The following is a 12,233-nucleotide window of genomic DNA, read 5'->3' on the forward strand; positions in this document are numbered from 1 at the left end:
CGAACAGGTAGAGAATTTCGACGCACTGCCGCGACTGACGAGACATCGATGGTGAAGCAGATACCTGCGTTGACCGGCATCCGGTTTATCGCGGCAGCAGCAGTAGCATTATCTCACGGCGGCAGCTTGTTCGTCGATGGCACCAGCCTGGCACTCGATATCATGGTCGGGACACTGGGCTTGCTCGGGATGTCCGTCTTCTTCACGCTCAGTGGTTTTGTCATTCAATACAACTATGGCAGGTCGGTTGCCGACAGTCCTCGCAAAGCGATCCCGGACTTTCTCGTGGCGCGCCTGGCACGAATCTATCCCCTCTTTGTCGTTCTCTTCCTTTTTGAACTGCTGACCGGTCCGATGGTCTGGCCATCGCTTCTAGGAACGCCAAGGGCGACAGAGGGATTTTCGTGGCACATTGTTCCTTTTCAACTCGGGATGATCCAGACTTGGTTCTTCGCCAATGTAGCTGGTGTGGCGCCCGTCTGGCAGTACGAGCCGATTGGCATGGTCAGTTGGTCAGTGAGTACCGAATGGTTCTTCTATCTCGTTTTTCCGATCGTTTGCCCGGTACTTGCGCGCATCAGAACTGTGCCTGCCGCGATGATGTGCGCGGTCGGCGCAGTGACAATCGAGTTGGGTATCGACGTTGCAGTGTTAATGCTTCAGAGCCGGATCAATCTGTTTGCGCTTCATGCCTATGGGACGGAGGCGGCTCTGCCGAACTGGAAAAACAGTCTCATCCTCTGGATCGTGTACTTCGCGCCGTTTTTGCAGGGTTTGGGAATTCGTTCTTGGCTGTTGTTTGGCGAAGCTCCATGAACTGTGGCTGGCGCAGGATTTTAGGCCACCCCGAGCGCTACTTGATGGCGCCGCATTGATTGGCGTCGTGGCGATAGGCTGGGTTTTCTGGTTCACCGCCCATAAACCGCCATTCGGGGCGTTGATGAGCCTGTTCGATATTGCACGCAATAATATCGCTCTGGCGGCACCCGTTGCGCTCATCCTCATTACCGCGGCTCAGCCCGTCTGCAGTGCAGGGCGGTTGTTGTCGGCAAGGTGGCTTGTCTTCCTGGGAGAAGCCAGCTTTGCCCTTTATCTTGTGCACATCATCATCTACCAGCGTTTTCCGGAGGTGCGCTGGGAAACTGGTAGCGAACTGCTCGGCCATCTCGGTGCGCTGGCTCTTGCTTTCACCCTGGCTACTTGCGTCGCGATCCTGCTGCATTTCGGATTCGAGGTGCCGGCGCGAAAGCTAATTCGTGGATGCTTTCAATCGGCCTCGCCAGAACAGCGCAGGCGCCTCGTTCGATGGGCCAGTGTGGCCTTTGCCCTGCTTGTCGTCGCAGCCGTAACGTATGCGCTGCGGGACGCGACCCGAGATGCCGTCACACAACCAGGTATTTCAGTAGTTGCGGGCACGTATGGCGGCAACTGTCGTTGGATCTCGGCGCGCGGCAACGCCACGCGTGAGCTTGCCGCGGCCTGCAGTGGCAAAGACGAGTGTACTTTCAAGGTAAGCATCGACCAGATTGGTGATCCTGCTCCGGGCTGCGCGAAGGAGTTTACGGCCGCCTGGTTCTGCAAGGGTGACCGGACGATCCGCTCCAGTTCGGTGCGTGGCATTGTCTCGGCTCTGCAACTTGCCTGTAACCGGCAAGCCGGCGACGAATGACAGGCAAGTCAAAACCGCCTCAAATACTGAAGCCTCAAAGCGAACTGTCCTCCAGGCGAAGCCTTGCTGGCAGCTCCCCACGCAAAGCGGCGGGACCTAAGCCGTGCGGCAAAAAAAGCCGAGGACGTGACCTACGCGGCAGGCCGTGCGTCTCCTGCCACCCATCTTGATGGCTGCGAGACTCTTCGTTAGATCACAATCGTTCAATTATGGAGACAAGCCGTGGCAATGGGTATTGTGAAGTGGTTCAATGCGACGAAAGGGTATGGCTTCATTAGGCCGGAGGACGGAGGTCCCGACGTCTTCGTGCACATCAGCGCCGTCGAAAAAGCCGGCTACGCCAGCCTCGAAGAGGGCGCCCGGGTAAGTTACGAACTCAAGGCTGGGCGTTCGGGCAAGATGTCAGCCGAGGATCTGCGGGTTGGCTGATCCAATTCGGCTCTGGGAAACTGCCGCCTGCTAGGCCTTCTCGCAGCTGCATCCCGCGATGCCTCGTCACGGACGCGCCGGGCGTCTGCGTACTACTATCTCTTTTGCGCATCAGGCTGTGTGACAAACTGCATGATAGCTTAATCTCTTAAAGCCGCAGATCGACCAATGCCGCGGGAGTTTGAGGCTTTATCGGCGAGCTGTGGTGTGCTGTGGCAAGACATTCCTGTCAATAGGCTCAGAACGGTCCGAACCGTACGCTCCTCTGCGTCCAATAGCCCAAGCTGGGCATGCCGCGCATAGCGCCGCAAGCAACAATGCCATCGGCTGGTGCTCCCGATCGAAACGCGATGCTGTAGCTCATGAAGGAACGCGTCCAGTTGAGTTCGTAAGTTATGGACGATACTTGCCGGCGGCGTTGCAGCTCGAGGGCAATTTCCGCTACGCTGATGTCTGTGCCTTTCGAGGATCGATGCAGACGAACTCGTGCATTTGGCTTGATACGGCGCGGCGACGTCAAATCTGGAGCGCCAGCGCTCGCGGTTAGCCAATATTGTTGAGGTTAACCGCGCCATGTTGTTGACGGTGCGCCCCTAGCCTTGATCCATTGCACCGGAACTGCATACGCCCAGCCCATCGGAGACACGGGAAGTGTCCTTCCAGCTGACTGTCCTAAAAGTACTGGCCGGCCAGCCCGCCGGGCGGGCCTCCGTTGCCGAAGTTCGACGGGCCGTTGAAATCCTGATGAACAGCGGCCATGACTGGACCGATCGCATGAAGCGGTTGGCAGAATATGCGCCTGACCTGAATATCTTCTCGGCCAGGTTTGTCTTTCGCGATGATCTCGGCTGGGAAATCACGGAAGAGGGGCGGCAATTCCTCTCTGCGCTCGAAAAGGCCGCCGCCGATCAGAGAGAGTTGCCTCGATCAACCAGCGATGCCTCATCCAGCGAAGTCACTGCGCAACCCGTCACGGATGCGGCAAAATCACTTATTCCTCCCCGTAGTCGCCGACAGAGGCCGCGGCGTCGCCGCAGGAAAGGCGGATCTGATCGACATACAGCATGACGTGGCGCCGCTTTAACTTGTCACCCGGCTTCAGGCGGAGGTGCGCGGCACTTAATCATTAGTAGAATGCAATATTTCTCGCAGCATCGATCAAATTTGCGCAAGCTATTGGTGGCTCGGACATGATTGTCCTTTCCGACAGGCGAAAGCCTGCGCGCAATCCGTCGCTGGATAACGTCATGATCAGGTTTGCTCAACGGGACCGCGACTTCTTGTGTGCGCAGACCGAGACCGACGACCGTCCCCAGGCCAGGCATTGGAGCGGCTGGCGGAGTTGGATGCCGCTCGGCACGAGGCCCCGGAAATGCCAGCGACCGATCGTCATCGTCGGCAGTGCCGGCGGCGCAGCAGGAAATGAACCCAGGAAGAGGGTCGCCTGGCGATCATCGGCGCCACACGACGATCGGCATGATGCTGCCGCTCGTCGGCATGATGACCATGATCGTCCCGGCAAAGTCACCAGCATCGTCATCTCCAGCCGTACCAGCAGCAGCACCAGCGGCAATACCATGTTCGCGTCGCGATCTGCGCCGCCGGAATTGCCGATGGCCCAGCGGCTGCTGGCTACTCCACATCGATCAGCTTGGTTGTGATCACCGCAAAACCGCCTACCAACACTCACGGTGAAATCAGCGCAGGCTAATGTTGGGTTCGAGCTTTGCCGCCGATTTTCGATGATCTGGCTGCGACTTATAAAATCGAGTCAATTCCTAGAGCTCGGAATCGAGCCGTTCTTATGGTGGACCAAACAAGGCGAACGGGACCTATGCGTGCAATGTCGTCTGGCGAAGAGGCGCATGGGTGGGCGTCGCGTTTGTGACTGAGCGACACGAGCGCTTGCTTCCAAAAGCGTTGGGGAATTGCGGGAAAACTATCGCAATGTAACCTACATCATATGCAGCCCAGCAGTTTGACTGGCACTATCCTGCGGCGATCTCAGCGGGATGCGTTCGACGTATCCTTAGCCCTCGCGTCGCCATCGGCATCCGTGTCGGCGAACTGCTCCAGGAAAGAGCCTGTCGAAATAACTGCGGTAGTAAAAAGCAGAAGGTATGCGTTGGATCCAGCTCTGCCCGTGGCCTTATAATGAGCCAACCAGATACGCACGGACCTCCAGAAATCGGTCGAAAGATCCGAGAGACGGTCGCCGTGCGCTTTGCGTTTGAGGGAAGCCAACGCAATTCGGCCGTCCGCTGCCACGAATCAACGTCGTCGTTTCGCTCGATGTAGACGACGCAGTCTTCAGGAAGCGCCAAAATTCTTCAACAGAGCAAATCTGGGTTGGAAAATGTAGCCAAGCCCTTGCTCTGCAGCCGAAAACGGCGAGCCGGTCTCAGACATGCAATATGCGATGCATTAAAGATATAGGATGCTCAGATCCTCGCCCGAGCGCAATAAAGCGCCGATATTCATATTACATTCGTGTCCGCCACAATAATTTCGATGCGGCTCTTTTGGCCGCGTGCAGTGCGTTGCGGCGAGGGGACGCCCCGACGACTAGGCGCGTCCCACTTGTCCGGGGCTTGAGAGAGCCCGGCCTCGATGTATCGATTCTGATACATTTGGTGTATGAAGCCCATTTCGTTCCTCGGGGACAGCCGGGATGCCCATTCGCGACTTCCCCGACGGCGTTCGATACCGGGCTGGCGTCGAGCTTCGTGCAGTGCAGAACGGCTTGGACCCGAACGATTGGAAGCCGAAAGGCGGTCGGCTCAGGCGTACGTGAAATCAGGATCAGGGACGCATCGGGAGCGTTCCGCATCATCTATCTGGCGGCGCTGGCGGATCGGATCCTCGTGTTCCATGCGTTCCAGAAGAAAATGCAGCAGACGGCGCAGCGGGATATCGAACTGGCCGCAAAACGGCTCAAGGATTGGAAGGCACAACAATGAATGTGGAGACCTTCGATAGCGTCTTCGACGTTCTGGCGGATACTCAGGCGGAGGCGGCAACATGACCGCTCGCGCCGATTTGCTGTTAGCTATCCGCGAGCGGATAAAGGAATGGAATCTCACGCAGGAGGATGCGGCCGCGCGCCTCGGGCTGACGCGGCCCCGCCTCAACGACCTGATGCGTGGCAAGCTCGACAAGTTCTCGCTCGACGCACTCGTCAATATCGCTGCGGCCGCCGGATTCAGGCTGCACATCGAGCTTGAGGACGTGAAGGCAGCCTGAAGGCTTCACGTCCAACACGGGTCATCTATTGAAGCGCATCGTAGTTTGTGTGATTAGTCGACCGTGAAGAACTGAGATTTTGGCCGGGGTGAGCCGCGGTTCGAGGCTGAGCCGAGCGAGGATTTCCGACAGCAGAAGGCTCAGCCATTTGATGAGGCGACGGAAGTTGTAGCCGGCGGCGGCGAGGACGGCGTTAACGGCATCGCCAGCCCGGTGCCAGAAACAGTTGGGGCCCAATCGATGCTCGGGTTTGAGATGGCCGATGACCGGCTCGACGGCGGAGCGCCTGCGAAGCTCGCGCTTGATCTTTGGCGTGACCCGCCGCTTCTGGCCCGAGGTGAATACCCTGAACTTGTAATCGGGCGGGGCGTTGTGGCAACGATAGCCCTTGTCGAAGAGAACGCGCTCGATGGTGTTGCCGATCAGCGCCTCCATCTCGGGGATGATGGTGGCCAGCGTGTGGCCATCATATCGTTGCCGGGCAGCACCTTTACGTGAGCGACGAACTGCCCGCCTTTGGCGTGCGATAGCGTCGTGGCGACGCAGACTTTGACCCCGAACTCGTAAGGCCGGTGCGCCTTGCCTTTCTTCGCGACGAACTCTTCCAGATCGTTCGACGTGCACCTGGCCTCGTCCGGATCGTGCGGCCAGTTTCGGCAAGCGTCGAGCACGGCGATGCGGGACGCGGCGCCACTTGCGGCCTCGACGAAGGCGTTCAGGCCTACGGCGGCGGTGTAGCGCAAGCCAGCGGCGGTCGACGGGAAACTGAAGTCAACCGCAAGGAAGTAGCCGCTGCCATGGCGTTCGACGGCATGGCCGGCGAGATAGATCAGCGCCAGTTCCGCGCTCTGCGCCGCTGGCCTGAAGGCCTTGAGGGCGGCGTCGATGGCCGTCAGGTTAGGATCGAGGACGATCGACGCCGAGAAGCCCCGCGCGCGCCAGCGCGTCCGCCACGCGGCGGGCGTCGCCGACGGCATTGTCAAATTCCGTGCCGGGATAAGCGATCGCGCCAATCACCAGCGCATGGCGTCCGTTCATGATGTTGCGGGGCCTCCTTTTTTGGCCAGAGCTCGCATTTGTAGCCGTCTGGCAGGCAAAAGGCGCTACGTCCGCTCCTACTAACGCCGGTCGTTCGTCGCGAATACGACCCAACGGCGGGAAGGTCCCAACTACCGACATCCTGCGCTCTGGCCTCGCGAGCAGCCAATGTCCGCTCTGGGTACCCGATGCCGTTCATCTTCACCTCGACCAAGGACGACCGCGTGCATCCTGCGCACGGCCGCCGCGAAGCTCGCCACGCCTGGTCAATCTTATTTTTACTATGAAAACATCGATAAGGGACATGGCACCGCCGCCAAACTCGTCGAACATGCGCGCCGGCTGGCTCTCGAATACACATATGTATCCAGGCGGCTTTGCCCTTGAGCCGCCGGCAACCACACTCTAAACATAGGTCAAGGGTACAGTGGTCGTAAACTTCAGCTCCTCCATGCTGATGAACGAGCTGACGTCAGCGAAGTCGAGCCGCGTGATCAGCTTCTTGTAGACCGCATCATAGACCTCTACGCCCGGCACCACGAGGCGGAGCAGATAATCGGTTTCGCCTGTCAGGCGATAGGCTTCGACGATTTCCGGAATATCTGCAATGGCGCGGCGGAAGTCCTCGAGCCACCCGATCGAATGATTCGACGTGCGTACACCCATGAACACAGTCATCGGCACGTTGGCTTTGCGTCGATCAACCAGTGCGACGCGCCGGCAGATCAGCCCGCTGTCCTCCATGTGCTTGATGCGCCGCCAACAGGCGGACACCGAAAGATTGGTCGATTCGGCAAGCGTTGTGACAGGAATTGCTGCGTCCAGCTGTAACTTGTCCAGAATCTTCCGGTCGCGATCGTCCAACGGCATGTCCTTTCCGCCGGCTTCGGGCTCGGGCGAGAAGAGTTTTTGTAATTGGAGAGATAAGGCCTTTGATTTGCACTTTCCAGAGACATTGCGCGAAACAACGCCGGGATTTGCCGCCGAAAGCGCGGTAAGCCTGTGTCGCCTTCGCATGAAGTGGAGTTCTCAAAGTGCAGCAGACGATCGGGCTGATCGGAGGGATGAGCTGGGAAAGCACGGCCATCTATTACAGGGAAATCAATGAAATCGTCCGTCAGCGCCGCGGCGGCCTCGCCTCGGCCGACATCTTGCTGCGCTCGGTTGACTTTGAGGATATTGTCGTCCTTCAGAAGGCAGGAGAATGGAATCAAGCCGCTGTCTACCTGGCAAGGATCGCCAGGCAGCTGGTGGACGCGGGTGCCGACTGCATCCTGATCTGCACCAATACGATGCATGTGATTGCCGACGCAATTGCTGCGGAGCTGAGTGTCCCGCTCATCAACATTGTCGATGTGACCGCTGCGGCTCTCGTCGCCGCTCCCGTCAGGCGACCGCTGTTGCTGGCGACCCGCTACACGATGGAGCAGCCGTTCTATTGTGATCGCCTGCGGGAGCGGTTCGGCCTTTCACCTGTCATACCGGCGCAGGACGACCGAAGCCGGATCCACAATGTCATCTTCGATGAGCTGTGCTGCGGCGCCATTTCTGATCAGTCGCGCCAGGCCTTTATCGACATCATCGCGCGCGGTCGTGCACGGGGCGCCGACGCGGTCATCCTCGGCTGCACGGAGATTGGTCTTCTCATCGGCCCCGAACATACAGAACTGCCGGTGTTCGATTCCACCAGGCTGCACGCCAGGGCGGCAGCTGATTTCGCTGAGGGCAAACTGTCAGCTGGTGCTGTGCCCGGTCGAAGCCTCACAGAAACGCGCGGCCGATGATCTCCTCGCCGATCGAGACCAGATCTCGCGCTGGGTGGTGACGCCGCCGCCGGCGTCAGCGGGTTCTCAACGCCGCTGCACCTGGCCGTGCCGCGCCGTCCGGTGCTCCAGGAACGGCAGTTGATGCCGATGCAAAACGGGATCATGAACAGGGCTGTTGCAACCTGGAACGCCATCTGATGGGCGGGGTGCCGGCAAGATGCCCCAGGCGAGTCCGAACAGAGATATTGCTGGGCAAGCCGTGCCATGGCCGGGTCGTGGCCGAGCGTCAGCATAATTTCCTCCCCATGCACCGGCAAAGCCGTGATTGGCGCCCACATCGCGACTGCAACCCACAGGCCCATGCGGAGCGAACGCCGTACCAGTGCTGCGTTCGCGGCACCACATGCTTGCGCCGCGAGCGGCCCGCAGATAACCGCCGCTCTCGAAATCCCCCGATCGGATTGAAGGCGCTTGCCCGGCTCCAGGATCGATGACGGCGCAAGACCCTTGTTGCGTTCGAGCGGGCTCTGGCAGCAACTCAAATTCAGGCACGCTGTGGTTTGCTATGCCTTGCACAAGAGATCAATGCGATCGGCCTTGCTCGCGGCGAATTCATATTCCCGTGAGCTTTTCGAAAGCTTGCGGCTGCAAAGATCGAAGATCTGATTGTCGCTGAACGGTTGAGCGTGGCCGGCAGGCCATCAATTGCCGATCGAATCGACCGCGAGCTGCAAAACGCGCAATTGGAAAATCCGGAGGCGGAAAACCACCAGCCGGAAGCTGAGCTCGATGAGGACGTGGACGTCTATGCAAAGGACCGCGGCAGACGCATCAAGGCGGCTTTGAAGAAGCTGCGGGAAGTCGGTGCCGGAAACGCCTTGGCAACCGATGTCCGCCGCCTGGTCACCATGGCGCGGACGCAGCCCTCATCGGCAGGTGGGCCGCGACGGAAAAGGCGACGCACAGGATCGAGCCAAAGACGATGGACAGGCAAGTTCGCCGCCTGTCCAGGCTGAGTGAGTGGCTACAGACGCACGACAAGCAGCCGATGGCCGGCCGACTTTTCACCCCTGAGTTCGCCCAGGATGTCGAGGAGTACAGGCACCAAACCGAGGACAGCAAAATCAACGCTGATTTACTAAGGCGTGGGCGCTACCAGCAAATCCTTGAGGCGAACAGGGCGCTCAGATTACGTCCTCCTGAGGACGCGGGGCAGCCTTCCGGGAAGCTGCTCGACAGGCGCACTCGTCACAGGAGCTTTCCGCAACGCCGGCCACGGCAAGCGCCAGGAGGATGTGGGAAAGCTCGCCAATAACGTCGGTTTGCTGACGCTGGCTATTCGTGATGGCAAGGCCGAATCCTTTTGGGTTCGAGGCGGTGCTGCGCGAGCTGCAAGCATTTAGGCCTTCATGCTCGAGTTTGGTATTGCCGCTATGGAAAGTCCTCGCAGTGCGTTGCAAACAACTCTTCCGCTCGCTACACCCTGCAAGATGTCCGCTCGATCTGGCGAGCCGATCGAAGTGAGGTGGACTTAGATCGGTAAACCCTCGTATAGCTCGTTCCATCTTTCTTTATACCGATCGCCCACCTCCATATAATTGAACATTGGCGCCCAGCCAGCTATCGGAGCGTAGACGCTAGCACCCGGAATCAGAGCTGAGTGATACGCGTCCGTCTGGGAAAGAAGGGCTTCTCTTGCTCTCAGAATCCTCCTGACCTTGAATCGCGACTCACGTTCCAAGAAAAGGGGGTACTAGATGGCAATTGCCTCCACGATCATCGGTCGGATGGACAGCAAAAGCGGCAGCGGCGAAGTGCTTTTCATAATAGGAGGTTGACCACCGGATACCGATGTTCGGCCGCTCAGCCTATCTCTCTTGGACCGGGCATCCCTTGCTCCCGTATAGCGCGGCATCTCATGAAACTTGGCCCTAAGAAAAATGGTAGATCTGGCGTCGTCTTGGACGCCGTCAGGCCGCGGCCGACCTTCGTACGCCTGGTTCGCCAGCGCCCCGATATTCCAGCCGACCTGAACGGCTAGCTTCAAAGCCGCGTTCCGGAGAGTGGACCTGCGACGACAGGGATGTCTTTGATGCTGGCTTGCGACTACGAATTGATGAGCATGATGGATCACCGGCTTGATGATGCAGCTTCCGGCCAGTACTTGGTGGCAGCAGCTATGCCAACGTCAGACGGGTATCCGGCTCGTTGGAAAGAGGGATGTCGAGATGCTTGATACATCGCGAAATGTAACTGGATCGACCGTGCCTGATACGCCAGAGGCAAACGATCGCGATTTAGGTTTGGATTTCGCCAAAGGAGTGCTCATCATTTTGGTGATCGTCGGTCACCTGATCCAATATATCCTCTACCCAGCGGAAGGCTTTTGGGATTCGCCATGGTTCAAATGGATCTACATGTTCCACATGCCTCTCTTTATGGCGATAAGCGGATATCTTTCTTGCCGAGCGCTGTTGCGAAAGTCGTTGACGCAAGCCATCGGTGATCGGGCGATGCAGCTCTTGGTGCCCATGCTGTTTTGGTGCGTTCTGCTGGAGACAGCAAAGTTGGCCGTGCTTCCCCGTGCGCCTGACGCATCAGGGAACATTTTGCAATTATCTAAACGATTTCGCCGGCACATACTGGTTCATCTGGGCCGCGTTCGTTTCTTTTCTTCTCGTCAAAATTCTTTCGGTCTTCAGTCATAGGTCGCTCTGGGTCTTATTCGTATCGGTCATTCTGGTCGCACTTGCACCTCTGACATTCTCAATATTTCCTGTCATAAAGTATACTTACCCGTTTTTCTGCTTGGGATACTCATTTGCGCAGTCGAGAGACTGGTGGAAGAGCATAACGCGATCACTCAAGCCGCTCTTGATCGTGCCTCTCTCGATAGCGGCTTTGGCGTGCTTCCTAGCCTGGCGCAAAGACACTTACGTCTACAACAATCTCGTCCTGGTCCAAGATATGCAGTCGGCAAAAAACGTGCTTCTGATGTTCTTTGGCTCTGCAGCGGCCTCAGCGATCATGATTGATCTCTTCCTTCAATGCTGGAGAGTTGGCCGATCAAATCGAGTGGTCCGCTTTATCGCCGTGGAAATGGGACAGAGCACGCTGGTGCTGTACTTGATCCAGGGCACGGTATTTCGTCTTATGGATTCGATGCAGTACGGGGAACTTTCGGATCTCACAACCAGGTTGGCCGTGGCGGGAATTCTCGGAACAGCGATTGTTCTCGTCGCGCTAATGGTTCGCCGGACCGTGCGCGACATTCCCTATCTGTCTCAGCTGATTCTTGGAACCTCACCCCGGCTCCCCTTGTCTAGCGGGGCAGCCTGCGGATAAGGAGCTGTAGCCGAAATCTGGTCAGGACGCTCTTAGATCACTGGAGAGCCGGCTGCTGGTTCGTCTCGTCGGTGCGTTGAAAGAACTTGCGCGCAATTTTTCCGAACCGAGAGGCTGGCAGCCGAATTGTGGGCATCCTCGATGAATTAGAAGAATATCAAGGTAGACACCAACAGATTGAGGGCGTGTTCTGTTTTGGGCGTGTGTGTAACGCTTGCCGGGTTATGCACGTATGACAGTCCGACGCTTGCATATATCCCCGGAGCGAAATGCGCGGTATATGTTCCCGTAATTGCAGTGGTATCGCGATGCGCAAGCTGCCCTTTTGCCAAGGCAGCATCCACTGCAAACTTGCTCCAGGCGGTGTTGGTGGCAACGAGAGCAATCAGATCACTGGGCCGGCTATCAAAAGGTCCCTTCGCATAAAGACGAAGCTCGTAATACTGGCTGATCCTGTTTAGGTCTGGCGGAGCTCCCATGATGGAGAATCCGCCATAGATGCCGCGAGATGGCGTTCCCTGGACGTCACTCTGCCAGAGCTGCCTATCAGCCGCGATGTAGTAGAAATCGTTCGCGGTATGCCTTTGTTGATCCGGATCCGCCAAATTCTTGTAGCGGCTGCTGTTGAAACCAGCGCCCGCCCGCAGCCACGTGTCCGCTACGCCGGGAGCAGCCTTACTCTTGTAGCCAAGTTCATCAACGAAAAGAATGCCTGTATTGGCCGTGCTCCAGTTCAAGCCGGT

Annotated in this window: 9 protein-coding genes and 4 pseudogenes; 9 read left to right on the top strand and 4 right to left on the bottom strand. The window is 58.0% G+C overall.

What is annotated here, in order from left to right:
- Window positions 1-48: 48 nt before the first annotated feature.
- The 6 genes and pseudogenes from ACVWW1_RS41860 (at window position 49) to ACVWW1_RS41885 (ending at window position 5,341) form a co-directional block, all read left to right on the top strand.
- Complete coding sequence (locus ACVWW1_RS41860) at window positions 49-816, top strand: acyltransferase family protein (protein WP_456659922.1); 768 nt, start codon at window positions 49-51, stop codon at window positions 814-816.
- A complete protein-coding gene (locus ACVWW1_RS41865) occupies window positions 800-1,669 on the top strand; it encodes a hypothetical protein (protein ID WP_456659923.1) in 870 nt (289 codons plus the stop codon). Before ACVWW1_RS41860 ends, ACVWW1_RS41865 begins: the two co-directional genes overlap by 17 nt.
- A 222-nt stretch (window positions 1,670-1,891) precedes the next feature.
- Window positions 1,892-2,098, top strand: a complete 207-nt coding sequence (locus ACVWW1_RS41870) for a cold-shock protein (RefSeq protein WP_429034158.1) — start codon at window positions 1,892-1,894, stop codon at window positions 2,096-2,098.
- 651 nt (window positions 2,099-2,749) lie between these two features.
- Window positions 2,750-3,166 (top strand): hypothetical protein, encoded by a 417-nt coding sequence (locus tag ACVWW1_RS41875; protein ID WP_429034159.1) that lies wholly within the window; start codon window positions 2,750-2,752, stop codon window positions 3,164-3,166.
- A 1,569-nt stretch (window positions 3,167-4,735) separates the two neighbouring features.
- Window positions 4,736-5,058: pseudogene (locus ACVWW1_RS41880) on the top strand (type II toxin-antitoxin system RelE/ParE family toxin).
- 61 nt (window positions 5,059-5,119) lie between these two features.
- Window positions 5,120-5,341, top strand: coding sequence for a helix-turn-helix domain-containing protein (locus ACVWW1_RS41885; protein WP_429034161.1), 222 nt, complete (start codon window positions 5,120-5,122; stop codon window positions 5,339-5,341).
- Between the two features lie 21 nt (window positions 5,342-5,362).
- On the opposite strand, the pseudogene ACVWW1_RS41890 reads toward ACVWW1_RS41885, so the two are convergent.
- Window positions 5,363-5,928, bottom strand: a pseudogene (locus ACVWW1_RS41890) (IS5/IS1182 family transposase); the annotation flags it as partial.
- Between the two features lie 856 nt (window positions 5,929-6,784).
- Window positions 6,785-7,249: an Lrp/AsnC family transcriptional regulator gene (locus tag ACVWW1_RS41895; protein WP_456660801.1), complete on the bottom strand. Its 465-nt coding sequence runs from the start codon at window positions 7,247-7,249 to the stop codon at window positions 6,785-6,787.
- A gap of 164 nt (window positions 7,250-7,413) precedes the next feature.
- On the opposite strand from ACVWW1_RS41895, the gene ACVWW1_RS41900 reads away from it, so the two are divergent.
- The gene (locus tag ACVWW1_RS41900; protein ID WP_429034163.1) at window positions 7,414-8,163 is read left to right on the top strand and encodes an aspartate/glutamate racemase family protein; all 750 of its coding nucleotides are present in this window, start codon (window positions 7,414-7,416) and stop codon (window positions 8,161-8,163) included.
- Window positions 8,164-8,444: 281 nt separating this feature from the next.
- Here ACVWW1_RS41900 and ACVWW1_RS41905 read toward each other — a convergent pair.
- Window positions 8,445-8,507 (bottom strand): annotated as a pseudogene (locus tag ACVWW1_RS41905) (hypothetical protein); the annotation flags it as partial.
- Between the two features lie 324 nt (window positions 8,508-8,831).
- On the opposite strand from ACVWW1_RS41905, the gene ACVWW1_RS41910 reads away from it, so the two are divergent.
- Together ACVWW1_RS41910 and nolL are read left to right on the top strand one after the other, a co-directional pair.
- Window positions 8,832-9,161: a hypothetical protein gene (locus ACVWW1_RS41910; RefSeq protein ID WP_456659924.1), complete on the top strand. Its 330-nt coding sequence runs from the start codon at window positions 8,832-8,834 to the stop codon at window positions 9,159-9,161.
- A gap of 1,212 nt (window positions 9,162-10,373) precedes the next feature.
- A pseudogene (nolL, locus tag ACVWW1_RS41915) lies at window positions 10,374-11,490 on the top strand (nodulation factor fucose acetyltransferase NolL).
- A gap of 146 nt (window positions 11,491-11,636) precedes the next feature.
- Here the strand turns inward: nolL and ACVWW1_RS41920 are convergent.
- Window positions 11,637-12,227: a carbohydrate porin gene (locus ACVWW1_RS41920; RefSeq protein WP_456659925.1), complete on the bottom strand. Its 591-nt coding sequence runs from the start codon at window positions 12,225-12,227 to the stop codon at window positions 11,637-11,639.
- Window positions 12,228-12,233 lie beyond the last annotated feature (6 nt).

The sequence above is a fragment of the Bradyrhizobium sp. JR3.5 genome, from assembly GCF_054057015.1.

Bases quoted from the DNA above. Each gene is read 5' to 3' on its own strand.
- ACVWW1_RS41860 (WP_456659922.1), top strand. From the start codon at position 49: ATGGTGAAGCAGATACCTGCGTTGACCGGCATCCGGTTTATCGCGGCA.
- ACVWW1_RS41895 (WP_456660801.1), bottom strand. From the start codon at position 7,249: ATGCCGTTGGACGATCGCGACCGGAAGATTCTGGACAAGTTACAGCTG.
- ACVWW1_RS41885 (WP_429034161.1), top strand. From the start codon at position 5,120: ATGACCGCTCGCGCCGATTTGCTGTTAGCTATCCGCGAGCGGATAAAG.